The 26,426-nt window shown below is 36.7% G+C and carries 24 protein-coding genes and 3 pseudogenes; 6 read left to right on the top strand and 21 right to left on the bottom strand.

Annotation, left to right across the window (positions count from 1 at the left end; genetic code table 11):
• Positions 1-313: 313 nt before the first annotated feature.
• Positions 314-1,654: a transposase gene (locus FNW02_RS33455; protein ID WP_191761838.1), complete on the top strand. Its 1,341-nt coding sequence runs from the start codon at positions 314-316 to the stop codon at positions 1,652-1,654.
• Between the two features lie 53 nt (positions 1,655-1,707).
• Positions 1,708-1,872, top strand: coding sequence for a ribbon-helix-helix domain-containing protein (locus tag FNW02_RS33450; RefSeq protein ID WP_191761837.1), 165 nt, complete (start codon positions 1,708-1,710; stop codon positions 1,870-1,872).
• Between the two features lie 28 nt (positions 1,873-1,900).
• Here the strand turns inward: FNW02_RS33450 and FNW02_RS33445 are convergent.
• The 20 genes and pseudogenes from FNW02_RS33445 to FNW02_RS33350 all read right to left on the bottom strand — a co-directional run.
• Positions 1,901-3,192 (bottom strand): annotated as a pseudogene (locus FNW02_RS33445) (IS4 family transposase); the annotation flags it as partial.
• A gap of 358 nt (positions 3,193-3,550) precedes the next feature.
• Complete coding sequence (locus tag FNW02_RS33440) at positions 3,551-4,051, bottom strand: hypothetical protein (protein ID WP_191761836.1); 501 nt, start codon at positions 4,049-4,051, stop codon at positions 3,551-3,553.
• A gap of 327 nt (positions 4,052-4,378) precedes the next feature.
• Positions 4,379-5,321, bottom strand: a pseudogene (locus FNW02_RS33435) (IS5 family transposase).
• 58 nt (positions 5,322-5,379) lie between these two features.
• Positions 5,380-5,724 carry a hypothetical protein gene (locus FNW02_RS33430; RefSeq protein ID WP_191761835.1) on the bottom strand — a complete coding sequence of 115 codons (345 nt, stop codon included), beginning with the start codon at positions 5,722-5,724 and terminating at the stop codon, positions 5,380-5,382.
• Positions 5,721-5,927 (bottom strand): hypothetical protein, encoded by a 207-nt coding sequence (locus FNW02_RS33425; protein ID WP_191761834.1) that lies wholly within the window; start codon positions 5,925-5,927, stop codon positions 5,721-5,723. Before FNW02_RS33425 ends, FNW02_RS33430 begins: the two co-directional genes overlap by 4 nt.
• Complete coding sequence (locus tag FNW02_RS40280; protein ID WP_191761833.1) at positions 5,918-6,031, bottom strand: transposase-like zinc-binding domain-containing protein; 114 nt, start codon at positions 6,029-6,031, stop codon at positions 5,918-5,920. The genes FNW02_RS33425 and FNW02_RS40280 overlap by 10 nt, the downstream gene beginning before the upstream one ends.
• A gap of 82 nt (positions 6,032-6,113) precedes the next feature.
• Positions 6,114-6,998: a phytanoyl-CoA dioxygenase family protein gene (locus FNW02_RS33415; protein WP_191761832.1), complete on the bottom strand. Its 885-nt coding sequence runs from the start codon at positions 6,996-6,998 to the stop codon at positions 6,114-6,116.
• A 250-nt stretch (positions 6,999-7,248) separates the two neighbouring features.
• Positions 7,249-8,358, bottom strand: a complete 1,110-nt coding sequence (locus FNW02_RS33410; RefSeq protein WP_191761831.1) for an acyltransferase family protein — start codon at positions 8,356-8,358, stop codon at positions 7,249-7,251.
• A gap of 133 nt (positions 8,359-8,491) precedes the next feature.
• Complete coding sequence (locus FNW02_RS33405; RefSeq protein WP_191761830.1) at positions 8,492-9,946, bottom strand: oligosaccharide flippase family protein; 1,455 nt, start codon at positions 9,944-9,946, stop codon at positions 8,492-8,494.
• Positions 9,947-10,009: 63 nt separating this feature from the next.
• On the bottom strand, positions 10,010-10,984 hold the full coding sequence (locus FNW02_RS33400) for a glycosyltransferase family protein (RefSeq protein WP_191761829.1): 975 nt from the start codon (positions 10,982-10,984) through the stop codon (positions 10,010-10,012).
• 95 nt (positions 10,985-11,079) lie between these two features.
• Positions 11,080-12,261, bottom strand: coding sequence for a glycosyltransferase family 4 protein (locus FNW02_RS33395; RefSeq protein ID WP_191761828.1), 1,182 nt, complete (start codon positions 12,259-12,261; stop codon positions 11,080-11,082).
• Positions 12,262-12,357: 96 nt separating this feature from the next.
• Positions 12,358-12,960: a methyltransferase domain-containing protein gene (locus tag FNW02_RS33390; protein WP_348535487.1), complete on the bottom strand. Its 603-nt coding sequence runs from the start codon at positions 12,958-12,960 to the stop codon at positions 12,358-12,360.
• 174 nt (positions 12,961-13,134) lie between these two features.
• Complete coding sequence (locus FNW02_RS33385) at positions 13,135-13,887, bottom strand: class I SAM-dependent methyltransferase (protein WP_191761826.1); 753 nt, start codon at positions 13,885-13,887, stop codon at positions 13,135-13,137.
• 57 nt (positions 13,888-13,944) lie between these two features.
• Positions 13,945-15,129: a glycosyltransferase family 4 protein gene (locus FNW02_RS33380; protein WP_191761825.1), complete on the bottom strand. Its 1,185-nt coding sequence runs from the start codon at positions 15,127-15,129 to the stop codon at positions 13,945-13,947.
• A 73-nt stretch (positions 15,130-15,202) separates the two neighbouring features.
• A complete protein-coding gene (locus FNW02_RS33375) occupies positions 15,203-16,576 on the bottom strand; it encodes an O-antigen ligase family protein (RefSeq protein ID WP_191761824.1) in 1,374 nt (457 codons plus the stop codon).
• On the bottom strand, positions 16,573-18,618 hold the full coding sequence (locus tag FNW02_RS33370) for a GNVR domain-containing protein (RefSeq protein ID WP_191761823.1): 2,046 nt from the start codon (positions 18,616-18,618) through the stop codon (positions 16,573-16,575). Before FNW02_RS33370 ends, FNW02_RS33375 begins: the two co-directional genes overlap by 4 nt.
• Before the next feature lie 37 nt (positions 18,619-18,655).
• Positions 18,656-19,165, bottom strand: a complete 510-nt coding sequence (locus FNW02_RS33365) for a glycosyltransferase (RefSeq protein ID WP_191761822.1) — start codon at positions 19,163-19,165, stop codon at positions 18,656-18,658.
• Entirely contained in the window at positions 19,162-19,611 is a 450-nt protein-coding gene (gene pssD, locus FNW02_RS33360) for a PssD/Cps14F family polysaccharide biosynthesis glycosyltransferase (protein ID WP_191761821.1), read from the bottom strand. Before pssD ends, FNW02_RS33365 begins: the two co-directional genes overlap by 4 nt.
• Before the next feature lie 217 nt (positions 19,612-19,828).
• Positions 19,829-21,259: a sugar transferase gene (locus FNW02_RS33355; protein WP_191761820.1), complete on the bottom strand. Its 1,431-nt coding sequence runs from the start codon at positions 21,257-21,259 to the stop codon at positions 19,829-19,831.
• Between the two features lie 448 nt (positions 21,260-21,707).
• The gene (locus FNW02_RS33350) at positions 21,708-22,031 is read right to left on the bottom strand and encodes a hypothetical protein (protein WP_191761819.1); all 324 of its coding nucleotides are present in this window, start codon (positions 22,029-22,031) and stop codon (positions 21,708-21,710) included.
• Between the two features lie 1,134 nt (positions 22,032-23,165).
• Between FNW02_RS33350 and FNW02_RS33345 the strand changes: the two genes are divergently transcribed.
• Complete coding sequence (locus FNW02_RS33345; RefSeq protein WP_191761818.1) at positions 23,166-23,339, top strand: hypothetical protein; 174 nt, start codon at positions 23,166-23,168, stop codon at positions 23,337-23,339.
• Positions 23,340-23,500: 161 nt separating this feature from the next.
• On the opposite strand, the gene FNW02_RS33340 is transcribed toward FNW02_RS33345, so the two are convergent.
• A complete protein-coding gene (locus tag FNW02_RS33340; protein ID WP_191761817.1) occupies positions 23,501-23,728 on the bottom strand; it encodes a hypothetical protein in 228 nt (75 codons plus the stop codon).
• A 41-nt stretch (positions 23,729-23,769) separates the two neighbouring features.
• Here FNW02_RS33340 and FNW02_RS39740 point away from each other — a divergent pair, with 41 nt between their 5' ends.
• The 3 genes and pseudogenes from FNW02_RS39740 to FNW02_RS33320 all read left to right on the top strand — a co-directional run.
• On the top strand, positions 23,770-24,369 hold the full coding sequence (locus FNW02_RS39740) for a transposase (RefSeq protein ID WP_263627845.1): 600 nt from the start codon (positions 23,770-23,772) through the stop codon (positions 24,367-24,369).
• A gap of 343 nt (positions 24,370-24,712) precedes the next feature.
• Positions 24,713-25,207: pseudogene (locus FNW02_RS33325) on the top strand (helix-turn-helix domain-containing protein); the annotation flags it as partial.
• Between the two features lie 817 nt (positions 25,208-26,024).
• Positions 26,025-26,426: AMP-binding protein (locus tag FNW02_RS33320; protein ID WP_431356836.1), on the top strand; the 402-nt coding region annotated here is incomplete at its 3' end.

Genomic DNA, 26,426 nt, shown 5'->3' with positions numbered 1-26,426 from the left:
GTGAACCACGAGTCCGTAAACGCCGCCCAAAAGCTTACCCCTTAATGACCAAACCCCGGCATGAGTTACGCAAGCAATTGCAAACAGCTTAAACCACAAGTGTTTCGGCTTTTCTTAGTGCCATTCCTCTTAGATGTGTTTGTCCTGCTACTCATGTAAGACAATACTCTATTTCTCTAACCGTAAAATTCCTGGAAATCTTGCTTAATCAATCTACAATACCTTCGCCAAAAGAAGAGGATGAAAAGAGAGGGCGGTCTGTAGTAGAGTTGTTGTCTTCCCAAACGACAACTCAAAGACCACAAAACAGCCCATGCCCGATATCCTATCACTGTTACAATGCCTGCTACCGCAGATAAACGCGACAACAATGCGGCAATTGAACCAGATAATCCTGGCCATGTTAGCAATGAGCGGACGAGTCACCATGTTGGGAATATCTCGTTGGACAGGTAGTGGTGGTAGTTATCGGACAAGATTGAGATTCTTTCATACAGTAATCCCTTGGGCGACGTTGTTTTGGCTATTTTTCCGTAAGCATTTGTTCCGTGCAAATGAGGTGTATTTGCTTGCAAAAGATGAAGTTGTAGTGAGTAAATCAGGCAAAAAAACTTATGGGTTGGATAGATTCTTTTCCAGCCTAGTCAGTAAGCCAATATCAGGGCTATTTTTCTTTACATTATCATTAGTAAGTGTTGAGCGAAGATACTCATTTCCGATTCAGATAGAACAGGTGATAAAGAGTGATATAGAAAAAAGTAGCCCATTACCGACCCCAGAAATTAAACCTCAAGAGAAACGTCAGCGTGGACGACCAAAAGTGAGCAAAAACAAGAATAAAACAGAGGTTATTCTTACATCTGAATTACTAAGAATTAAGAAGATGATTAATGAGTTAGTCAAGCTAATAACTAACTTTATCCCCTTGACATACTTGGTTTTAGATGGTCATTTTGGGAACAATAATGCTTTGCAGATGGCACGTCTTGTTAACTTGCACATAATTTCCAAGTTGCGCCATGATTCTCCATTATACATACCTTACCACAACCCCGATCCTAATCGTCGCTCCCGTCGTAAATACGGTAATAAGCTGGATTATTGTAATATACCTGACGCATATTTATGTAAAAGTAGCATTCAGGAGGATATCAAAACTGATATTTATCAAACTACTTTACTCCACAAGGAATTTGCTCAAGCACTAAATATAGTCATTTTAGTCAAAACCAATCTTAAAACTAATGCTCGTAGTCATGTAATTCTATTTTTTAGTGACCTAAAGTTGTCATCCGAAAAGATAATTGACTACTACAAACTCCGTTTCCAAATCGAGTTCAATTTTCGTGATGCCAAGCAGTTCTGGGGGCTGGAAGATTTTATGAACTTAAGCCAAACGGCTGTGACTAATGCTGCTAATCTAGCATTCTTCATGGTCAATTTATCTTACCATCTTCTCGCTGATTTTCGTTTTTCTAATCCTGGTTCCGGCATTATTGACCTTAAGGCTCATTATCGTGGCTTTCTATATGTCCATGAAATTTTAAAAATGCTTCCTGAAACCCCTGAGCCTATTTTATTAAATCAGATTTTTGCCAAGCTTACTTCTTTGGGACGTATTCATGACGTTTCTACAGACTTTAAAGCTTCGTAAATTGGCAACGGTATTGCTATAGGGAGAGAATTTGTTATGGGTAACAATAAGCTATGAGTAAAAAATGGGTGGCCAAAAGAATTACAGTAAATCTTGCCCTAGAGGAGAAAAGGAAACTTGAGAACTACTGTGCAATGACCGGAAGAACAGCAACCGATGTAGTTAGGGAATTACTCCGCTCTTTGCAAGTAGAGTCAGAAGCATCGGTGAGAGGTTAAGGTAATAGCACATTTGTCAAGAGGGTGCAGGAAAAGGGGATAAATCAAGCTTGGAGACTGGCTTTCGCAACGCTTTGACTACTCCTAAGTCTTGATTCTCTGGGGCAGCAAAGTACTTAATTGGGTCATCCGCTTTGCCTTTGTCATTTGCGACACTAAAATGGTACAAACCACGAAAAATCATCTCCAAAGAAATGCGGTCAAATGGCAGAGATAATTCGTCTGCAACCGCGTCTCCCAAGTCAATTAATACTGCATAAAAGAGCCAAGTAGCCCAGACTTGTAACTTCACACCATTAATAGAACTAGTCCATAAATACGACAGTCCCAATAAACGTTTAACTACATAAAAAGCCTCTTCAATTCTCCATCTTCTTCGATATAAATCAGCGACAACGTAGGGAGGTAAAATTTGTGGGTCAAGGACAGAAGTAATATAAGAATAGCTAGTTTTACCAACTTTTATCTCAATTAAACGCAAAGTAAGCACTGGTGCGCCACGACGAACAGTACCAAGTTGAATCAATCGGTCTTTAACAGAATGGTCATAACTGAAAATCTTTAAGTATTTAATGGATGCTTTCGCTTTTAAACGAGTAATCAAATGAACATCTTGTAAATTAAGTTGTTGTAAAAACTGGAAATGGTAAAAACCTCTATCAAGTAAAATTAGAGTTTTAGTAGGCAGTAAATTTAGTAAAGGAGCTTCAAAATTAGTCTCTGATGCGGCAGGATTGGTGTGAAACCAAACTTCTATTGGTAAACGAGTAAGCAAATCAATAACTGTACAAATCTTTCCTGCTAATTGACCTGTTTTCAAGTCTTCCAGGCTTTTTAGCTTTCGGAATAGGGCTTCTAATGTAGACCCATCAGCTATCCAAATTCGGTCAAAATTATGCAATGCGAACTTAACGCTATCTGGTAGTGGTCGCCTCAGTCGTTGCTGCCAATTAAGTTGTAACTGAGGTAATAAATCTTTAAACACTCGCTCAAATAATTCAGCCGGAAAAACTAAAAATCTTTGAGAGAGAGATTGTTGGGCAATATTAGTAGCACAACACCACAATAAATCTTCTCTTGCTAAAAGCCTCGTTAATTCTTGAACTCCCGGAGTCGCCATAATAAAGTTAATACTGCTGCTACCATGAAGGATAGATTGATAATTCTATCTCGTAAGCCTAACTGTTTATAATATTTTTGTTGAGCAAAGATAGCTGGAGTTAGTAACTCTTCTAAATGCGACGCAATCGCTTCATTATTTATGGTAGGAGCATGATGTTTTTGCGCGTGGTCGGAGTTTCGTTTTGCAGCTTTGGGCATGGTAGTCAAGAAGCGCTTTTCATTACCGCATTTGATTACTGAATTTACAATAATAATGAAACTCACTTTTGACAAAGTTATTCTCTCGTTACAATACTTTTTTGTCTCATATTTCGGCTGTTAAAAACCTAAAGATAATGATAATCAAATAGAGGGGAAGGAGGCGAGCGTCGCTCGCCTCCTTCCCCTCCCACACGCACGATTATCATTTTCATTTAATTCATTTTGGGTATTTTAACTGATTGACAAAATGCGCTTTATTTTAACCTATCACCGATGAGTCAGAAGTATCTGTAAAAGTAAATTCCAACCAAGAAAAAAATACAACTGTTGCGGCTTGAGAGTATATTAACATCGGTCAATCAACAGGCAAGACTTCAAATAAAGCCCAAATTTTCACAAAGGAGCGAGGGTCATAATACCAAGCTTCTGGAAGCATCTCTTGAGCAGTTGTGGCATCTTTCCAAGTTAATAGCCCGTACTGATTTCTTCTTCTAACTAAAGGGGCTAGAACTCCTCGCCAAGATAAATAGTTCCATAAAGGTGATTTCCATTTAGCATCTGATAAATCATAACCAAGCAGCTTCAATCTGGGATGGTCTAGAGGTATATTTTGCTGTGCTCCTTTTGCAAACAGTAGATGGTATTGCTGACCAGAAACCGCTATTGGTAGCCAGTCCAGCAGATCCCAAGCTTGTTCTAAAGAATCTAATTGAAAGTTTTGTGAGTAATCAACGTGCGGATTGCACCAGGAATCAATACTCCGAATTTCACGCAAATGGGATAGACCGTAATAGCCAACCTCACCAGCCCATTTGTCGTCTTCAAGGCTTCCAATTGCTCTTGTACTTAACCACATTGATTTGACTGATATATTCTTAGATTCGCCGTTATTGCTACTGACGCGCGCTAATCAATTGGAAATCTTTAGTGTTTATTGTTATACAAAATGTGCATTAATTTGCATCATAATAACATCCTGGTTGAAGAAGATGCAAGAGAACTCTTAGTTAGGAGGATAGTTCAGATGGAGATTCGACCCCAGCAGTTGCGCTAGCCTCCTGCTATTTACGTCAATTTTGCAGCTTTGTTGCTTGATTGTCCCTGACTTTTGTTTCTTTGCTCCTGAAAGCGGCGTTGTTGCGTGAATGAAAAGAAAGGACACACCAACCCATGATTGGAGTAGTCATAGCCCTTCCACTTTGTAACTGTCAGGCTTACCTAACTGGATCATGCGGTTAAGCGCAGCACATTGCAGAAATAACTCGACAGCCTGGTTATCAAAAAAGCGTCGTCTCAACTTGCCACCAAAGATGGTTTTGAGCCGAAAGATGGCAGTTTCAGATCAAGAACGGCGATGATATCCGCTTTCTTGAATCCAAAAGCTTGCGTCCAACTTGGTTCACCCTTCGCAGATTTTCATCTCTGGGATGGGGCTGTGCTTGAGGGTGTGGTTGTTGCATTTTGGCGTTGCTACGCGGTGGAATTATCGCTCTGGCTCCACGTTCAGAAATAATGTCGTAACAATCTTTTGTGTCATAGCCACCATCACCAGATACTTGCTCTATGGGCTGTTCAATCTGCTCCAATAAGTCCGGCAGCACCTCACAATCCGCTAAATCATTAGTAGTGACTACCGCAGCCGAAATTTCTCCACTCCCCTCATCGACTCCAAAATCCAATTTCCGCCACGTCCGTCTTTTACCTACTCCATGTGTGCGGACTTTCCACTCTCCTTCCCCATAGACTTTCACTCCAGTTGAATCTACGACTACGTGAATAGCCTTATCCTTTGGAATTACTGGCAATTTCACCGACAATTTGCTTAAACCTCGGCATCAGGTAGAGTCATCCGCTACTGCTAGCTCAATCCCCATGAGCATGAACAGCGACTCCAAAAACCCCTCTGCTTGCCGCCCTGCTAGATGAAATACCGACTGAATCGTCCCCATAGTGGCGATTGCCACATCAGAGTAATAATTCGATGCTCCCTTTCTACCCGTTTTCTGCTGGTTGCGCCACTGCTCAATTACCTCTTCATTTACCCAGAAGCTAATACTACCTCGTTGCTTTAGTGCTGCATCATAAGCGTTCCAATTCCGAACTTTGTACTGGGCTTTCGTCTTCATTGTTGGGCTAGGCAGCGAGAGAACATTGGTGATAGGTAAAATTTACCATTTTCTCTTTTCATGCAACAACGCCTCGTAAAACACCAAAAGCCTGTTCAAGGTCATTATTGGTTCGAGGTAAACCTTCAACCTCATAACAATGAAACAATCCAGACCAATAACTACGAGTAATCTTTAAGAAATGAGTAATACCAGGCTCTAAAGTAAGAGCTTCATTTTTCTCGTGTGACATTGAATCAAGTAAAGTTTGAAAACTTCGTTGAACTTGAATTGCATCAAGGCCAGTTCCGTTGTCGAGAATCTCTGCGGCTTGATAAATCCAGTTATAAGCAACAGTAATTGGAGCGAATAAAGATGCCGTTTGTTCAAGTCCAAATGAAACAATTTGTTTGAGCTTTATCAAGCGTTTTGGGAACCCCCTTTTTTAGTTACCCGTTCTAGGCTTGCTTCAATCAAACTTAGACGTTCCTGTAATTTTAATCCGGAAGCATATAGCGGTGGACAACCATCATTTGTCAAGTAACCACGTACAGCCAGACAATATTCATGTACCACTTCGGCATCCGCTTCGTCAGATTCACTAATACTACGTTCAATTAGTGACATTCCGGATTTTTGCAGATATATCTTTGCTTACCTGTGCTAGTACGACCATTACGACAAATATTCACATCCTGACAGTGAGGACATCGGATTGGTGTGAGAATCATTAGTCAAGCTATTTTTTATTTCATGTTATAGTTCCCTATTATATAACTACTTTTCAACACGTCTGTAACACTACCATTGCAATCATCTCCAGAAAATACACTGCTTTTGTTTTTCAGAAAGTTTTTCAGCAAGTATTATTAAATTTTCGTTAGTTAAGGAACGTTGGCAATAAAATGGGTGTTTTGGAGACTGAGAAGTGTAATCAAAAAATATTGCAAATCTATCTGAATTGGTAGGTATTTTTCCTCGATGAAAAATTTTTGCAGTGTCAACAATAATTACTGTGCCAGAAGATCCTGTGCAAGATTTCCAATTTAATGGCGAAATAACCTGTTGCATGGTTTTGGCTTGAACATAACCATAGTTATATCTTAGAGAGCAAGTTATTGTTGGGCTAAAAGATAGGGGAATATATTGAAATGGCCCACAATCATCATTTACATCATTTAGATAAACAATAATTTTGATCATTTTTCGATCTTCCTTGTCTAAATGCCATAACCTTGTTTTTCGCTGGACTTGATTAGCAATATCTCTACGAAAAGAAGGATGATGATAAGCAACTGGTAGACCTAAGTAGTTTTCAACAATATCAAGTAAACGTTGTTGTAATCCCCAGTAAAAAATTTCTGGATGCTCCATTATTTGTTTATTTGTAGCGTGAATTACGAATTTATGTTCTTCATTTGCCGGAATACTATGGGGCATTTCTAGCATCAGTTTTTTCGCCATTTGTAACATTCTTGAAGTAGAAGGAATGGAGAGTGTTGCCAATGAAGTTATAATAATTCCTTCATTTTTAAGAGTTTCAACTAAAGTCAGGTCAGTAGTTGAGAGTAAAGGTAAATTATTAATATTTCTTTTTACTGACATTTGATACTCAGTTTCAATTTTGTTTTTCAAAAATGTAATTTGATAAAAACTTTCTACAATCCGATTGCCAAACTTTTTTACCAATATACTCATTTTTTTAAAGCTTTATTGAACTTTCTCTTATAAGATGCAATATTTGCCATTACATCTACCGTGATTTCGGTTGTTAAAGTAGTTTTTGGGGAGTCTGTTCTCTAAGTGCCAGTAGCCAACCAATCCTGTTTCATTTCCCTGAAGTCGATGATTCATATAAGCATAACTTTACTCTTTGCTGCAAACGGTATTCCAGATGTAGAAATCATTTATCTTGCCTCTGAAATATAAGTCACCCTACTTACTTGGATCAGCAAACCACTACTTTTAGTCCCATACGTTCTAACAGCATTGATAAAACTAAAGAAATGCTTAGAAGTAAACAAAAACATAACAATTTCACTATAATAATCTCCAAAAAATTAAAGTTTACTTCAACAAATAAACGTAAGCTTAATGAAGAAAGTAGCTGATAGAGAATACCATTAATACAAAAAATACCTAAACTATATTTTGACAAAACTGATACTAGATTTTTAATCAATGGGTTTACTTGATCCTCCTTAATAGATGCAAAACATATAAACATAACTAATACACTTAACATACAAGAAAACATAGCATAGTCAAATGGTGGTATATCCCCTTGTAAGACGACAAAAGCATAGTAAGCTTCAACTCCTTGTAAAACAGTATAAATTACCAAAATTATTACTTTTGTATAAATGTGTAATAAAGATGATAATTTTACAATTGATGACCATTTTTTATAGCAGTATATACCCAAAACCATATAGACAAACCAGTAAATGAATAAAGGTCTGTGTATAAACTTTAGGATAAAAACTATTTGGTTAAATTCTGAACTCCAATGAATAGTATATATCCATATATAAACACTAGACTGAATCATAATTGCTATAAAAACATTGATTTGTTTAGAAAACCAAGGTCTAAAGATAGCAAAAAATGGTATAAACTGTAATATAATTAATAAATAATAACCACCAGTAAATATTTCTCCATTTAAAATACCACCAAATACTTCAATCCAGGAAGATTTATTAATTAATTTTAGTAATGCTGTAATACTAAACCAAAACATTGTTGGTATTAGAATACGTACTAGACGCTTTTGAACTACTGATAAAGTAGAAACCTTGTGTTTTGATAATGCTTTCTCAAACAACAAAAAATAAATTACTAAAAAGACTGGAACACAAAATCTTAAAGGAGAAAATAAAATCTCCATATATAATTGACTATTTATATAAGTAGTTTTTGGTACAACAGTTGAGTGAAAAGAAACTACTGCTACAATGCTAATCGCCTTGAGTAAATCAATAGGGAAAAGCCGATCTATTTTTTGATGAGTTGAGATTTCTGATTGCAATAGTTGATGAAACAGTTTATTTGGCATAAGTTAATACTTAAATAAATCTTTAATTTTTTGAGCAAATGATTAAAATTATAACACTCAACTTTTGTATTAATTTATCAGCCAATAGCAACTACTAATTTCAACAGTTATTCATTATTACTATTGATAGTAATTATAATATTGCTTCATTTTTCCACAGTATTTTAATTGTACTAAATAACATATTCGGAATCCGTCCAAAAGAAAATACTGCTAGTAAAATAGAATAAGAAAAAAGTATAACAATTGGTTGTGTAGATATAGTTATATATTGATGAGGTAAAGGCAATATTACAGCTAGTATCAACGAGATACTAATAGCCAAAGTTGGCAAAAAAGTAGGTTTCACAAAAAATGCAATATTCCACCTAGTAACATAATAAGTTGCCAACCAAAACCAAATAGTTGCACCAATTCCCAGTACTAAAGCAACAGCGATCGCAACTCCTTTTACACCTCCTAAGCTGACCCCAATAAAATAAGATAAAACTGCAAGTGGAACTAACGCCCAATTGATGAAAGCATTTGTCATTGGTTTATCTAAAGCCAGTAATGTATTACCCAAAATCGCCATGAATCCCCTGGCATAAGCAAAAATCAAAAGAATTTGGAATAAGCTAACACTCTCTATCCAAGCTTGACCGTACATTAATGGAATAAACCAAGGTGCAATGACAAAACCTATGCCGTAAACAGGAGCAAACATAATAGCATATAGTTCTAAAACTTGTGAAATAAATAGTTTTTTACCTATGTTATCTCTCTGTGACATTACACAAAGAATTACCCGGTTAACTTGAGATAAAATATAAACAGGTGTCATTGCTAGTTGGTAAGCTAAGTTATAGTAACCGAGTGCTTGTTGTCCCAGTAATTTACCGATAATTACGTTATCACTCATCGTACTCATTTGAACTGCAAAACTAGTAAAAACTATACCAGTAATGAATTTTTTTACTTCATTAACAGCAGTTTTATCTAGCCTATAACTGTAGGTAAAAGGGTATCTGCTAAAATACTTTTTGAGTAGACTATCAACCAATGTCATAGCGACTTCTCCTACCACAAAAGACCATACTCCCCAACCAATGACAGCACAAACAATAGTAGTTCCTACTCGTGTAAAACTGGCTAGACCATCACAAATAGCTAGTTCTCGAAACTTCATTTGGCGTTGCATTACAGAGGCATGAGAACCAGCACCGGCGCCAACAAGAAAAATTAATGCAGCAAAAGCTGTAAGTGGGAAAAGTATAGGTATACCAAAAAATATTGAAAGTGGAAAGCTTGCAAGAGACTGAACTATAAATAAACCAATGGATATGTTAATACCCATGCTGTAAACAGTATTGACAATTTTTTTATCATTTAAACCTCGTTGTACAAGAACTTGAGCAATTGCAGCATCTCGAAAAATGATAGAAAAATTACTCAAGATTAATACCATTGCCCAAATACCAAAGTCATTAGGTGATAACAAGCGAGCTAGAATAATTTGAGAAAGTAACTGAGCTACTTTTCCAACTACAACACTCGTACTCATCCATACACTAGATTTAAGTATTCTCGTTGAGTTAGTTGCAGTCATAAAAACTTTATTGAAAATGGTTAGATTGTAAAACAGATATCTCCGACTCAAATATAAGCTGAATTAAATGCTGTACTTAGTTTGTATCTGCTCAGGCAATTGTCTCAAAAATCTTGTTATTCTAGCTTGAAAATACTTAGGATTTTTAGGTACACGTTTAGCTATATAACTTAGTAAGGCAATCTGATAGCCAAACTTATATTTAATTACAGAAAAGATACCAGGCTTTACCTGACTGGCTGTACTTTTGTTTAGATCTTTTAGCTTTGATACTTCACGATAATATACGGGATGCTCCGCCCAAACACAGGCAAAGTGTACAAGAGCAGGAGACACTACCTTATTGTATTTTTGAAAAGTAGATTTACCTGTAATAACATCTACATCTAGAGAACCGCGAAGACCGATAGGAGTTCGCATCATGTTACCATTATCTTGAAACAGATTTTGATTGTGCAACATCATAGCTATAGCAATAAGACGTTCATCATTAGGACCATCGCCACGAAATTCAGAAATACCTAGCTTTTTCCAGTCACGTGAAAATTCTATTGCTGTTTCAAATACTGCCTTAGCAGTATTTGTTTGCTCAAAGTAATAGAGACCTCCATTAAATTTAGGTAATTTTTTCAGAGCAAATCGATTGAGTATGTAATCTACATCCATGAATGTATCTTTATCACCTGCTTGAAGATATATATCACCTGTGACACTAAAACTTCTACCCTTAAAAGCATCAAAAATAAAGTTGATATCTCTGACTGCTATGCAATCACTATCAATATAGAGTGTACGTTTAAATGGAGAATAATCATAGAGATGAAGTTTTTGTATTACATTTGAACCATATTCTTTTCTGCAATTAATAACGTAATCGAAAAGCTCGAATAATTCTCTATCATTTTGACTGTCGGTAACAATAGCACGCAGAATATTTGGTGAATGAAGACGCAGAGAACGCGCCAATGACTTTGCCATTTCGATATAATAAGATGCTCCGTAAGCATAAGTAATAACACCATGTTCTGAAATAGTCATTGTTTTTTCCTTAAATATCAATATCCGAACTTTTATTTTCTAGTTGAATGAAAAAATTATGTTTTGGAAACTTCTACAGCCAGTATTCAATAACTTCATGCAGTAATCTGGTAAAGCATTCGATGCAAAGTAGTACGGGTCGCTAATTCTTTACCTTTTTTACCAAGCCGTTGACGTAGTGTCTCATCCGTACACAAATACCGCATATTTGCCAAAATTTCCTCTGGATAGTTTGGATCTGCTAATAAACCGTTTTCTCCGTGAAAAACTGCGTCTACTACACCTCCTATCTGTGAAGCGATAACAGGTTTGCTAAAGTAACCCGCTTCTAGGTAAACAATTCCAAAACCTTCAATACTTCTGCTTTTGGTATCCAGGAAAGTGAGCATTGAGAATAAATCACACGCTGCATAATAGCCAGCTAATTCTTCATCAATCACAAATCCAGCAAAAATAACCCGTGAAGTAACACCCAAGTTTTCAGCTAACTTCCTAAGTTCAGACTCCATATGACCCTGACCGCAGATTAGGTAGTATACATCAATCCCTTCAGCTAACAAAGCAGGCAAATTTTGAATAACCCGATCAAAGCCCTTGCGTTTCACCAATCGTCCTACAGACAATATAACAATCGCCTTTTGAGGAATTTGATGCTTCTGACGTATTTGTGAGCGGAGAAGATTTTGCTGATTGAGATTTAGCTGCCCAAATTTTTCTAGTCTGACAGTTGGATGAATAATATGTATGGGGCGCTTAATTTGAAAATGCTCTTTTAGATAATTTTGAGTGAAGTTGCTGTTGCATACAATTATTTTAGTACGCTCTAGTGTCCACTCAAATAACCACCGTAAGACAGGGTTTTTTTGTGGGCAAAGTACATCATCGCCGTGGAGGTAAATAAAACACTTTACAGGCAACAAATAACTTAGCAGTAGGAGTGCAGGAAAGTCGTAGCCGTGACACCACTCGATATAATGATATTGGTAACGTTGATACAGTCGGATGGCTAGTACCATAGACCAAAACATATTCAGAATTTGTTTGAAAATAGCTCCAAACCTACCAAAACTTCCAAGAATTGGCATTGGCCATCGATATATTGGAAATGCTTGCATCTCGTCAAATTCTTTATCACTTTCACACTTAGAAGAAAGAACAATTACACTTTCGGGGTCTTGCAAACAGCGATTGTAGGCATATTCTTGAATACCACCTGTATTAGGAAAGAAGACACGAGAGATGACTAGAATATTTGGCTTCCGAAATTGTTTATCCATAACCTTTTTAATGTTAGGTCGTAGTAATGTAAGCTGGGCACTGCCTAGCTTACATTACTGAAGATTTTTCACAAATGATTTAGGATTCTTATATATTTATTTTGTACATAAATAGATATCTTCTCTGTCTGGTAAACAGTATTTTATAATCTTTTCTTCTCCCAACTGCGTTACATAGTCTACAACTTCAACTGTAAAACCAGCTTTTTCTAACCTATCTTTATAATCGAGTCCATAAACTCTCACATGATCATCCTTACCAAAAAAGCATTCTCTGTCTTTAGGAGATGTAATACTGAAATCCTCAAATGTTGTTTCTCGTTCATAATCAAGCGGTACTTGTAAGATTGCCCAACCACCAGGCTTGAGAATCCTAAATAATTCAAACATTGCTTTGTGGTCTTCAGGGATATGTTCTAAAACGTGGCTACACAAAATAACGTCATATGAATTATCTGGTTTTTGAATGTTTTTAATATCCATTTCAAGTGTTGCAAATGGAGAATTTAAACCAGCAGCAGTATATTGAATTAACGGTAGAGAATTTAATCCTTTCCAGAAGAAAAATTCTGGACAAATATGAAGTAATTTCAAATTGTCAAAGAATAAATTAGTTTGATTCTTCAAATACAACCATAGTAAACGATGTCGTTCAAAGGAATTACATTTAGGACATACTGCATTTTGCCTTTTATTCACACCTCCGCTCCGAAGTTTACGAAATGTTCCTCCACAACAAGGACAAGTATATTGCTTACCTGCGTACCAAATTGACTGTAGTTCTCCAGTAAATTGCATAACAGTAGGCAGAGTCTGTTTGGGAAGGATTTGTTTAGCTAAGTCTCGGATATACGACATAATTTTGGTTATAAACTAGGTTTCAACAGAAGTACTAGATATATCGCTATGTTTATATGCAACACATCCCATATTTAAAAAAAAATAGCGCGGTAGAAAAGGTTGTAATAAATCACTTACAGCTAAAACTATTAAATTCATTAACACTCGCAATATGACAAATATGCCTCTTAAGAAAAAATTAGTTTTTTCTGTAGGTGCAAACATTTGTCCCCATACTGTTGCCATAACTTCAAGTTCATTACCATTTAATTGAAGAACGTTTGGTGCTTTAAAACCCAGTTTCGGGAACCAATACTCTATATAAAATGGGGTGAGTCGAATGAAATCATAGGGAACTTCATGCAAGCCAAAGTTGAAAGGAGTTGTGATGATAATTGCTCCCGAAGGTTTGAGCAGTCGGGATAGCTCTAATAGTGCTTTTTGGGGATCAAAACAATGTTCTAAAACTTCAGTACAAATAATGACATCAAAAATTTTGGAAGGTAAGGGAATTGAAGAAATATCTGCGATAATATCAACGCTATTTTTGCTATTCTGAACTATATCTACACTCGTATAATTTCCTCCGCAAGATTTGATCAGGTTGCGAAGTGGCTGCCCTCCACAACCAACATCTGCAACTTTCATCCCAGGTTTAATTATTGAAGTGAGGTGAGTATAGGTGAACATCTTTATATGACGCAATACAAAGAAATGTCCGTGATGAATGGGTATTTTTAAAGCATCTCTACGTTGGATTAATTCCCTAGAATCAAATTTTGACATAACATTAAATTATTCTCCTATATAATGTTAAGTGACTTAAAGAAAATTAGAATTGAGTTAACACACCCTGTTCAATTCTTTTTGTTTGCTAGTTAGAGAAATTAATCCGCTAATTTCCATCATTGTTTGTGTGTACTTATCTATAGTACAATTTTGCTCAACCCAACTTTTTGCTTTAATTAAAACCTTTGGCGTATTAGCATCATTGGTAACGCGAATAATTGTCTGGGCAGCAGCTAACGTATCATTTGGATCAACCATCCACTCAGAAGCAAAGTGACTGAGAATTTCACCAATACCACCCGTACAGCTACCTACTATAGGGACACCACAGGCAATTGCTTCCACTACGATACGTCCAAAAGGTTCTCTGGGAGCAAGGGTAACAACGATGTCTGCAAAACTGTAGTAATCTTCTATTGCAAAGGTTGGAGGCAAGATCGTGAAGTAATCGGCAATGTGTGCGTTTTTAGCACTTCTGAGCAACTCCTGAGTATAGATTTGGACAGGAGATGCATCATGGCCAATAATCACGCAGTGGAAGTGATGACCACTGGCACGTAATTGCGCTAATACCGGAATTAGCGATCGCAAATTTTTGTCATTCATCCCCCCTGGCTGATTGAGTCGTGATGGAGTCAAAATAATCTTTGCCCCAGATTTGAGAATAGGTTGTAGCTCTGATGGCGGATTTAATATTACTTGCCGCTGAAAACGTGTCAGATCGACTGGTTGATACATAATTGCGCGAATATCTGACCGAAACTGACGAACATGTTTGGCTGTGAAATGGGAGTTGCAAATACCAACTGGCGCAAGACAAACAAAGGTAAGTTTTCGCAACAAGTATCCCACATAATTATATGAAAGTGATAAATCATGAAAAAAGTAAAAAACTGGACGACCGTTTAAACGAAGACGTGGGCTAGCCCGCAGAAGGACTAGTTGTAAAAGACGGTGATTACAGTTGTCTAATAACAATGGGTAGTCTGAAGGTTGCTGATTTACCCATTGCAGTGCTTTTGTACAAAATTCTACTTGGTTGTTTGCTGAGATTGATTTTACGCAAGCCCTTTGCCCAGCTTGGTGTAAATACTTCTCTATTAATGAATCGGCTCGCACTAGAACGCATAATGATTCTGCTACATTTAATTGCTCAAATCCTTTAATCAATAACGAAAGTGTGACTACTGTTCCTCCCAATACATCACAATCTCCAGGTAAAATCAATAATTTACGCATAATCAACTAAAGTTAATGTTTAAGAAATCCGAAAAATTCAAGCTGCATAAACTAGAAAAAGTAAAAACCTAAACTATATCATATTGATACTCTTTAGTTTCCGATTTGCTTTTAGTTGATTCGTGTTAGTAACTTGTAGTATTGTACACAACAAAGGAATAAATAGTTCTGGTCCCATAAACTCTGTTACGGTGGAAGCTAAACTTAAGTAAAGTAGCATCATAAAAGAACAAATTGGTCTATCATGCCTTGTTTGATAAAGTTTTCCTAAAAACAATATATAAAAGATAAGAAAAGCTCCAGTACCTAGTAATCCAGATTTATAAAACAAAGTTCCTAAGATAAAGCTTTCAGTGCCAATTCTAGCAAATTCATACCCTGGCGTAACGGATGGTCCATTAACTCCATGCCCAAACAGTGGTTCTTCAATAAATCGTTGCCAAGTTCGTTCATATATTAATTGACGCCCTTCAGTTGATTCTTTACGAAGATTACTTGTGGCTTCTACGGAATTGATGTATGTTTCAGTAACATAATCAGTGCCTTGAGGTATTGAAAATGTGGCAAAAATAGTGATTGAAAATAGTATTAGAATAAATGTAATTCCACGTTCTTTACCACTTACAATTAACCAACGTACAACAAAGACAATTGATAAGGCTACCCACGCATTACGAGTTTGAGCAATCAGAATCAGCAGTACGCAAATCGATGCTAAGCCTAAAGAAACATAACGATTTTTAAGATCTAAAAAAATTAATCCGGCAAAACCAATTGCAAACGATGAAACTGTAGGATGAGGAAAGAAAAAGGTATGACGTGCTAATCCAGCGAAACTTTTATCATCTGGATAATAAGGAACTAAAAAACCGCCAACACTAGTAAGTTGATTAGGATTATATGCTGCTTTATCTGTAAAGAGTGCGTAAAGTGTTCTAGGTGGAGTGTAATATGGCTCTGATAAGACAAAATGAAAAAACGCCCACCAAAGCACCATCAAAAAGATAACAATGGAAAAAGCCCAAGCAACAACTTGTAAACGTATGCGAATTTTATGACTCTGAATGTACCAAAGTAATAGGCCCGCGCTGCCAAAATCAAACAATGGATCTAATAATAGGCGAAGAGTAACCTCTGTAGAATTTGTGCCTCTGGAAATCACTGTGTAAATTGCAAACAATAAAATTGCAATTACTTCTAAACTTGGTTTTGATAAGCGTATAGTTTTATGATTCCACAATTCGTATATCGCTATTCCAATTACACAAAAAAGAAGCATCATTCCCCAGCTGATTATCCACCATAGAGGAATCAAAATAATTCCTAGACATACAACTTTTTCCGCGTGGCTCAACACCTGCCATCGAATCAAAATACCGCTGAATAATTGTTGACTGGAACTATTTGTCCTTGATGGAAATGCGTTAAGAGGTACGTTCTGTTTCATGTTTTAACCTGCTGAACATCCTGTTTGTAAACGTACTTTTCTCCCCCTTGCTCGACTCCATTCAACGCAAAACCGATGATTTGAGCATTATGGCGCACGAGTTGTTCTAAACTTTCTTGGAGCATGTTGCGATCGCTCACTCCCAATTTCACAACTAACAACACGTTAGCCAGTGTTTTTGCCATCAAAGGTGTTTCTCCCGTCGAGTTCACAGCAGCAGTATCAACAATCACATAATCATAGTTGCCCAACTTTTGAAATGTATTCACGTACTCTTCAAATTTTCCTCGTGCCACAAATTCCATCACCTTACTTGTTGGTATCGAAGGTGCTGGTAGAAAATCCAACTTTGAACTTACAGGTATTGGCGAAGGTAAAGCATTTGTTTCCTGTAGTAAAGCATACCCAAAATACTTGCTCAGTTTTGCTTTATGGAAATCGCCATCCACTACCAATACTCGGAAACCCAATACTGATAATGCTGTTGCAAGTCCAATTGTGACTGTAGTTTTGCCCTCGCCAGAGATAGAACTGCTAACCATCAAACGGCGCTTTTCTAAAGACATTAAACTAAGAGTTGAAGCCAAGCGTTGAAATCCGATTTCCGATACCGATTCTAATTTCAACCCCATAGTTGAAGCTTCGAGAGTCGGAATTCTTGCGAGAATTGGCAACTCAATCTCTTGTAAATCCTTCACTTTCAGCAGCGAGTTACGAGACTCTAAATATGTAACAGCTGCAAAGCTACCAAGAACTGATGATAAAAGCGCACCAAGGGCAACTAAAGAGAGTTTGGGACTTGTCGGTTTGGGATCAACAGTTGGTGAATCGAGAATTTGCACGTTGGGATAAGAACTAAAAGCACTGATTTTCGCTTGCTCCAACTGAGCCACAATACCTTTGTAAATGCCTTCAGCAATTTCATATTGGCGTTGCAAATCCAAGAGTTCTCCTTGTTTGGTGGAAATAGAACTCAATTCAGTATTCAAATTCTGCACTTGATCTTGAATTTGTTTAGCTTGTTGTTCTAGTCCTTGACTATCACTATCAGCTTGAATCAAATCTACAATCAAATTCATTGTCGGTTCTTGGAAGTTATTACCACCAAAGCTAGTATCAATTCCTTCAGAATTAGGAAGGAGTAAATTTATTTGTTGGTTAAGTGCAGCATTTAATGAATAGTGCTTTTCTCGCAACGACTGGATACTAGGGTGTTCTTCAGTAAAATCACCTTTTTTAAATGCAAGCTCTGTGTCAACTTCCAACAATTTTTGTCGTAGTGCTTGATACTCTTTATTTTGACTCAAACGTAAAGAGTTAATCGCCTGTTGTGGAGTCATCCCTAGTCTTTGGCTCAAAATTTGCGACCGAGTTATTGCAGCTTTTGCTTGAGAGCCTATCTCTGTTTGTATAGTTCTCAAACTTTTAATCGCTTCTATTAAATTTCTAGTCTGTTGCTCATCGCTAACCAATCCTGTAGATGTTTTGAATTGTCCCAGTTTATCCTTAGCTAGTCGCAGATCGCTTTCCGCTTTTTGAAATTGCATTTGACTGAACTGCTGTCGAGTATCAGAAGTTCCTTGACGAAGTTCATTCAAACGGTGTTGATAACTTAAAAGTAGTCTTTCTGACCTTTTTATTGTCAGTTCAGGAAGGGAACCTGTAACTTCTAAGTGAATAGTTGTAGATTGATCTACAGGTTTAACTTTAAACAATTTTTTGTAAATTCCTAAACTGCGGAATTTATCTTTCTCAGGGTCAGCTAACCAAACAGGACGAATAACATCATCGCTAGTCATGATCGAAGTCTGTACTTGTAATGGATTGAGTTCATTAGTAAAAGCAACTCCTTGGTCTTTGATTTGCCCCAGGATACCCAAACTTGCATCCAAGTTATTTGTGGTATCTGGCAAAATTAGTTGAGTACTAGCTGTCCAAATACGTGGTGACAACATAGCTATGCTAAATGCCCCACCAAGGGTGATACTGTGTAAAACAACAAGGGGAAGCCAATACCTTTGTAAAATTGCAAATATCTTCACAACTTTCAACCTCAATAGCTAGAAATACAAAAAATATTTAGTTACTCAACTGAGCAGCTGTCTTCTTCGGAGGATATTGCACTAAAAGATAATCAGTCAGCCTGGGAGTATTAAATATCTTTTGCTGAAAACTAGGAGGTGGTTCTAACACTGCTTTTGCCAATTCATCCAGAGACAGAAAACTTTTGATACCTAACTCAGCAACAGCTTTAGCAAATAATAATTGATGGTCATCAACATGTTCGCTATAGCGTTTAAGCCTTGGTAAAAGAATAAAAGGTGTCCCTTGTACTGCAAGCATTCTTGTAGATCCTTGTCCAGCGTGAGAGATAACCAAGCGAGAATAATTCACTAACTTGACTAGCTCATCTGAACTAACTGTTGGTTCTAAAGTGACTTGAGAATATCCTTGTAATACAGAAACATCACTGTAACCATATTGCAAAAATACAGATTCAGAAATCACGCCGCGTTCTATCAAGATTTTTAACCATAATACAGCACGATCAAATGGAAATGAAACTGTTCCTAGTGTCATTAAAATCATGATGCATATCCTTTAAAAATTGCTCTAGGGTATTTCTGGCATAAATCCGGCCATTGAACATAAAACTCATCGCATACCAAGTAAACTAAGTTTCCTGAAACACTCAGTTCTTGAGCGCGAGAAATACTTTCAATGTAAATGAATCGGATTCCAATAAGTTTAGCTATGAATGCAAAATTGATAGCTATACTAGCTCCCGTTGAGATAATAACATCGGGTTTTTCTAAATAGATAACTTTTAAGATTTTAGGAATATTAGCTATGATAGCCAATACATCTCTTGGTGCTTGATAAGGCATCCAATGCACTCTTTCAGTCTTTTCAAGTATTTCTGTATCTCTCTTATGGTCAGTGACCCATACTCTTTCATGCAGCGACCAAAAAGACTTCAAACTTGTCATGGTTGCAAAGTGACCACCAGAAGTGCATACTAACATCAATTTCATCGTGCTTACCTAATTTATTCAAAAGATAATTTGGATTAAAGCAAAAATTTCCAATTTACACATTTACTTAGCTTGCTCTTGCAAAATTGAGTGCACATCGTCATTAATTAGATAGGGTTTATGGAGTCAATATAATTTCCAAGTTTTAAACAAATCAGCAACATTACTTTATGAAAAAAATAATGACCATAGTAGTCATAAATTAAGGAAACTGCTGTTAGTATGCACCTGTTTTTTGCAGGACAACCTTTACTGTCTTTAGCAAAATTTTCAAATCTAGCCATAGAGACCAATTTTCAATATAAGTGATATCTAATTTCACTCCATCTTCAAAGTTATCAATATTTGAACGACCAGAAACTTGCCACAATCCAGTGATACCGGGAAGAACTTCTTGTCGAATATAATGGTTTTTTTGAAACCTTTTTACATCTCTGATAGAGTGAGGGCGGGGACCTACTAGACTCATTTCACCTAGTAGAACATTAAATAGTTGTGGTAATTCATCTAAACTGTAAAGACGCAGGAACTTACCAATTCTTGTGATGCGAGGATCGTCTTTCAATTTAAACAGAATACCATCCTTGATCTCATTCTTTGCTTCTAGGGTTTCTAGCAACTTCTCTGCATTTGTATTCATTGTCCGAAATTTCCATATTGTGAACTGTTTACAATGCAGACCAATCCTGTTCTGCCTGAAAAAAATTGGGCCAGGAGAATCTAGCTTAATTAACAGAGCAATTATCAGATACAGAGGTGACAGAAGCAATAGCAAAATAATTGTACAAAAAACATCAAAGCACCTTTTTACCCAGAAATCGCTACCTGCGATAATTGGTGCTGGAATTGTCAGACAAGGAACTTCACCAATCATCCATAATATAGACTTAGATGGCACAACTTCTCTCTCAACTGGTAAAATCCGCAGAGTAATGCCAGCACTCAGGAAATACCAAGAAATATATAAACGTTTCTTGATTGCATTCCAAGAAACAAAAACCTCAAATATATCTTGGTTGTAAAGAAATTCCAGCATTCCTTCTCGGTTATGTCTATCTAAAGAACTAGCTTCAGTTACACCAAGAAGGTTGTAGCAATTTTCTTTTTCGATTAACTTAATACTACTCTCTTTTTCTTCTGCATCTGTGATCAGAAAAACGGAATAACGAATTACTCCTAATTTACAAAGTTTTCTAGTAACAGCATCCACTAGGAAGCGAGCAGTACAGATAAAGGCTAGAGACAGTAACCAAAACAGCAAAAAAGTTGAACGTGAGATATAAAGATTGGATTCATAGAAAAATGCAATCAATAAGAGGAATAAGTTTGATAGAGAAACAGTTGTAATCAAGCGGCGATAATTACAATGATAAATGCGTACATTATATAATCCTTGGAATGCAATCATACCTAATTCAACTGTAAGAATTAGTAGTTCAAATGGTGTTTGTACTGTCCAAGGTAACTCTGACAGAGTTTTATAAAATGCTGCGAATCTCCATGCCAAAATCAGAGATGTAGCATCTAACAAAATAAGTGCTGCTACCCGGAATAATCTAAAAGCTAATACTCTTTTTCTGATTGTGCCTTTAGCCGATCTTAAGTCAGATTTGAAATCTACTAATGGTAGAGAACTAATTGTTACCATTTTTCTTCTCCATTGCTCCTATGTATTTGCTGTATTTTTGATTGAGCAGATGATAATTCAGCCAATAGGGAGTAACAAAACCAAGCTAATACATGTTTTGTTATTGAGTAATACTATAGTGAACCTAAATTATTCACGAGAAAACACAATCTGAAGAGATGGTGTTTTGCCTTACTGCACTTCTCGTAAGGATAAACTTTTTGACAGAACTAATGTTTTCTTCGTTATATTTTTGGTTCTTAGCTTTCGTTTTTTTTTAGGTAATACGTGGCGAAACCTAGTTTGGTACATTAACTCCTTGAAACTCCATCTATGCACATTTTCATTGAGACTCAAAGAGGCTATGACCAAAAAACTTTGTTTGAGATTATAGTCAGAGTTACTAGTAATTAATGTAGTATCTAAAATACTACCAAGAGATTATATTATGCCCTTCATGATAATGACATCAAATATAGTCAAGCCATTGGGCAAATAAAATTATATATGTCGACATTGTAGTCTTCAGTTTATAAAAGATTTGTGAATTAATCTTTTTCTCTATAGGACTACTCAGTAAAGCTATATACATATCTGCTGAATGGGGGTAGTAATCAATTTCCTCAACTTGATATTGATAAACTTGATAACCGTGTCGCAAAATAATGTAGTCACCGGATTTGATCGTTTTTCCTATTCCAGTCATGTATCCTCCCTTTCCTTCATTTAGCCGATCAAATACATAGTCTCTTCCCAAAACTAATTTGCTGTAGTCGTGTGTTTCATTCTTCATTTTCATCATCTCGTTGAAACGCATTTTACGACAAATGATCTGTTCTAAACTTAATTTATGGCAAATGTCTTTACTTCTGTATAAACTCAAATACTTGAAAATCGTTTAGACAACAAAAAATCCTTATGATGTCCAATTAAGACTCATGACAAAAGTACGTAATTTCACCAAACCTTTACTGTATAAGGATCTTGATTAGAAAAATAGTCTCTATTTACTATCCATGCAGTGGTGGATTCAACGCAAATGAAAATTTATTGGCAAGGGAAGTGGAAAGTACGCACACATGGTGTGAGGAAAAGACGCAAATGGACAAATTACATCTAAGGAGCTGCTACACTAGAAGTAGTTGATGTAAAATGCAGAGTATAAATGTTGTTTAAATCAAACATTTAGCCTCTTCGTTTTAATGGGATCGCTAAAAAGCAGACCTAAAGATTTAGCTCAAAATAGACGTTTTACCAATAGAGTTGTTGCTAAATAAGCTAAAAAATCCGTAAAACCCAGTCACAGTCAACATTTCACTCAACTTGATTTAGAGTAGTTAAAACGTAAACAGTAGAAGGGTTTGAGCTACTTTAGGCGTTATTAAGCAACAAGTCTAATGTGGTGCTCTCAATAATATGATCCAGTTAGGCAAATCGGAAAGCTACAAAGTCGAAGACTAGTCACCACTGTGTCAAACCAAGGTTTTGTCTTTTTCTTGTTCATGCAACAAAGTCTACCACTATGTCTAATGAATTGTGCGTATATCCAAAGGACTAAAAAATTTCATACTTTGTAAATTTTAGTGTAAAAATATACTATTATCAGCTTTTAATTTTTTGGGGAGCATCCCACTTTTTTAAAGGTTGTTTCCTTGGGATAAGACAAAATACCCTGAAAGCACTACAAGATAAAGAATGTGGTAATTTATGGTAAAATAAAAAGAATCCTCATTTGCAACAAGCTTTATTTAATGATAATATTACCCGAATTATACTAAACACACTTTAAGCGGGAACTTGGAGTGCTGAATATTTATTACTAAAAATCCTATTTCCCTTCTCTGCATCCCATGAAAAGTCAAGTCTATAGAACCGTTAGAGTCCAACTATAAATAAAGAGACACTCTAAAAAAGGCAAAATGACAAGATGTTGAGCAATGACGCCAGTTCCGCTCAAGTCGGTAGAGTCGCCCACGGCGCAGGCTCCCCAATGCCCCAAGCGGCGGGGCAGTTATCTCTCTCCACTCACAAGGGGATTGAGTTTACCGCCACTTTCAATAAAAAAAATCCAAGAATACTTTTATACAACGTACTGATTTAACCTCTACCTTAAGAAGTATTTGAGAATTCTATGAAACCCCTTATGTTGTTAATAATGGTTTAGTTCCTTTGGCTTCAGCACCCGTCAGCTTACGACTGAATTTGATGGTATATGGATAAATCTTATACATAGGGACTTGCAGAGATATCAAATACTAGCTATCAAGGAACTACAATCACATCCCACTTGGGCAAAGTATAAAAGCGTAGCCATAAGGCTTTTAGAAATTCTAATTCTTTAGGAGAAGCTACGACCCCTTTTTCATTTTTACGTGTTCGCCTATCAGAACAATCTTCCAAGATTGACCAAAAGTAAAGCACTATAGAACCCATCTGACATCTTACAGATATTGAATTAGTGTGCTTGAAACCATCTAATCCAGTCATCATGGTATATTCCAGCAGCCTCACCAATAAAAAATGGGAAATTTTTGAACCCCTGTTACTCCAGATATTACCGACCAAGAAACAGACACGACCTCCCAGGTGGACAAAGCCAGAGAAGAGATCTTCGATGGGATACTCTATCAACTCAAGAATGGTTGCAATTGGGAAGACTTACCCAAAGATGTGCCACCCTACTCAACCGTCTACTGGCACTACAAGCAGTGGCGAGCAGCAGGGGTGTTGGAGAATCTGATAAGTGTCTTACATGGACAAGTGCACGAGCAGGTAAAAAAAAGCCCAAGTGGACGACTTTGATGATCATTGACTCCCAAGCCGTGAAAAATACCTGTAATGCCAGTGTGGACTCTAAAGGTTTCTGTTTCTACAAATCAACGAATGGCATTAAAAGGCATCTAGCCATTGATACACTTGGGTTTCCCTTGTTTACTCACTGTACCCCTGCGAATGTCTCCGATGACGCAGGATTGATTGAAATGTTCACTCTCAATATCGACTATTTCAAATCAAAACCCGTCAATATACCGAAGATCACTATCCTGCTAGACCATGGTTATCACCCTAAAAAATTTGACTCAGGCGTTAGAGCAGATCTATCCTCAGATGATGACGAAAATCAAGTTTGAACTCTCGACAAAACCCTCGAAACAGGAAAAGGCAGCACAAGGAAAATCTGGGTTTGTTCCGGCTGTAGCTAGGTGGGTCATTGAGCGTTCAAATGCTTGGATGGAGAGATGTAAAATCCTGACTAAGAACTTTGAGCGAACCCTATCGAATGCAACTTCCAAAATCAACCTCTGCTTCATCAGGTTAATGATTAAGAGGCTTTCAGCCTCTTCTTAAGATGTCAAATGGGTTCTATAGGAATCCTATTTGATTTCGGAACAAGACTAAGAGAGAATACGGTGGGGTGTAAAAGTCTAATAGGAAACAATGATAAGTCAGCATTTATAAACTACCACACACGCAGTGGAAATAAGCCAGCAATAGACAACAGAGGCAATGGTAGTTGATGCCCTGGCCGAACTACAAGAATTTATAGCTGTGTGTGCAGATGCGCGTGAACTCAGAAAAGCGTTGGCACTCAAGCTAGTTTATTAAGGATACTTGTATGATGAAATCCAAAAAATTTTAGATGTATCAAGAGGTTTAATAACAGGCTGGAAGCAAGCTTATGAGGAAAAAGGAATCGATGGACTGTGGCTGAACTATGAGGGAAGGAATAGCTACCTTTTGGGCGCACAACGAGAAGAAGTTTTGAGTTGGCTGCAAACTAAAGATATTTGGGAGCTTAGCGAACTTGAATATAGGTTAGCTTTTGAGTATGACGTGGTTTATGAGTCAAAACATGGTGCTACTTATCACCGCTCCAAAGAGATTCGAGGTTTCCTGGAAAAGGCTAATCAAGGTTTGGCAACCGAACAATGGAAAATACACGCTCGTAGCTTTGCTTCTAAATGTCCTGCGATGCAATTTGATTGCTGGACTTATCAACTATGAACTTGCTCTATTTTCTTGATTCATGCAAGAGGTCTATTTTATTGACAACTATTATCATAATAAGAATTGCTGATTGGACAGGCACTTTAGATAACATTAAATACAAACTCCTATTAATACCTTTCGAAATTATATGTCTTTGGGAACAAGACTAGAATTATAAAAGTTTGATTTAATTACTGAGTCTAACTAATTAAATATTCATCAATATTCCTCAGTAAGCAGCTAGTTTTCAGCCATGTGTTCACGGGTATTGATGTACAAAAATATATTGCTAGACTTCAAGAATATGGGCGATTGACGAGAAGACATAGCAGTTTTTATGTTGGATTGTATAGTTAGATTTAGGTAAGTTTCATGGATAATTACTGGGGTCTAGTTCAAAATTTCATGAGATCAAATCACAATAAACTAGAATATTATTTACGAGGTATGAGAGATATGTACCTTATTTTATCCAAGTTTTAGCTTTCATGTCGCCCCTCAGAATTAGAAGAGATTGTTAAACATCACCGAGATATTTTTTTGGACAGAGCTCCACAAGAGAAAGAACTAACTATAAATAGAGCATTTTTACCGATTTTCCCAGATGTCCAAATCCAGTAAACCTCTAAACTAATAGATAACCCATACTTGCGTATTAGGTATCTCGAAGCTTATTTAAAGCATTTCGCTGAGTATCTTACAGACAAAGCAAAATTAAGCGCTGCTTATCGGGCATTAGCATTAGCAAAAGAACAACTTCAGCAAGAAAACTTAGTGAAGTATTGATATATATAAAATGAATACTAATATTAATAAAATGAGTAATAATATTAAAGATTCAGAACTTAAGGAAAATATTCAGTTGGATACCTTGGCTCACTTGATCGGCACTCAAGTTATACAGGAATTGAATTACACCCAAATACTTGATTACCAGAATTTGTGCATTCATCAAATGTTTGAGATTCAAGTAGAGCGGTCGCCTGATACAATCGCCGTAGTATTTGAAAACACCCAACTTACTTATCGGCAGTTAAACCAACGGGCAAATCAGCTAGCGCATCACCTACATACCTTGGGCGTTGAACCAGAGGTACTGGTTGGTATTTGTCTAGAGCGCTCCTTAGAAATGATCATCGGACTGTTGGGAATTCTCAAGGCTGGAGGAGCGTATGTACCTTTAGACCCGGCATATCCT

The organism is Komarekiella delphini-convector SJRDD-AB1, assembly GCF_014831675.1.
GTDB lineage: Bacteria > Cyanobacteriota > Cyanobacteriia > Cyanobacteriales > Nostocaceae > Komarekiella.
This window is presented reverse-complemented; position numbering and strand designations above follow the sequence as displayed.

Coding starts and splice junctions, on each gene's coding strand:
- FNW02_RS33455 (WP_191761838.1), top strand. CDS start 314: ATGCCCGATATCCTATCACTGTTACAATGCCTGCTACCGCAGATAAAC.
- FNW02_RS33450 (WP_191761837.1), top strand. CDS start 1,708: ATGAGTAAAAAATGGGTGGCCAAAAGAATTACAGTAAATCTTGCCCTA.
- FNW02_RS33440 (WP_191761836.1), bottom strand. CDS start 4,051: ATGTGGTTAAGTACAAGAGCAATTGGAAGCCTTGAAGACGACAAATGG.
- FNW02_RS33425 (WP_191761834.1), bottom strand. CDS start 5,927: ATGTCACTAATTGAACGTAGTATTAGTGAATCTGACGAAGCGGATGCC.
- FNW02_RS40280 (WP_191761833.1), bottom strand. CDS start 6,031: ATGATTCTCACACCAATCCGATGTCCTCACTGTCAGGATGTGAATATT.
- FNW02_RS33415 (WP_191761832.1), bottom strand. CDS start 6,998: ATGAGTATATTGGTAAAAAAGTTTGGCAATCGGATTGTAGAAAGTTTT.
- FNW02_RS33410 (WP_191761831.1), bottom strand. CDS start 8,358: ATGCCAAATAAACTGTTTCATCAACTATTGCAATCAGAAATCTCAACT.
- FNW02_RS33405 (WP_191761830.1), bottom strand. CDS start 9,946: ATGACTGCAACTAACTCAACGAGAATACTTAAATCTAGTGTATGGATG.
- FNW02_RS33400 (WP_191761829.1), bottom strand. CDS start 10,984: ATGACTATTTCAGAACATGGTGTTATTACTTATGCTTACGGAGCATCT.
- FNW02_RS33395 (WP_191761828.1), bottom strand. CDS start 12,261: ATGGATAAACAATTTCGGAAGCCAAATATTCTAGTCATCTCTCGTGTC.
- FNW02_RS33385 (WP_191761826.1), bottom strand. CDS start 13,887: ATGTCAAAATTTGATTCTAGGGAATTAATCCAACGTAGAGATGCTTTA.
- FNW02_RS33380 (WP_191761825.1), bottom strand. CDS start 15,129: ATGCGTAAATTATTGATTTTACCTGGAGATTGTGATGTATTGGGAGGA.
- FNW02_RS33375 (WP_191761824.1), bottom strand. CDS start 16,576: ATGAAACAGAACGTACCTCTTAACGCATTTCCATCAAGGACAAATAGT.
- FNW02_RS33365 (WP_191761822.1), bottom strand. CDS start 19,165: ATGATTTTAATGACACTAGGAACAGTTTCATTTCCATTTGATCGTGCT.
- pssD (WP_191761821.1), bottom strand. CDS start 19,611: ATGAAATTGATGTTAGTATGCACTTCTGGTGGTCACTTTGCAACCATG.
- FNW02_RS33355 (WP_191761820.1), bottom strand. CDS start 21,259: ATGGTAACAATTAGTTCTCTACCATTAGTAGATTTCAAATCTGACTTA.
- FNW02_RS33350 (WP_191761819.1), bottom strand. CDS start 22,031: ATGAAGAATGAAACACACGACTACAGCAAATTAGTTTTGGGAAGAGAC.
- FNW02_RS33345 (WP_191761818.1), top strand. CDS start 23,166: ATGTTGAGCAATGACGCCAGTTCCGCTCAAGTCGGTAGAGTCGCCCAC.
- FNW02_RS33340 (WP_191761817.1), bottom strand. CDS start 23,728: ATGATGACTGGATTAGATGGTTTCAAGCACACTAATTCAATATCTGTA.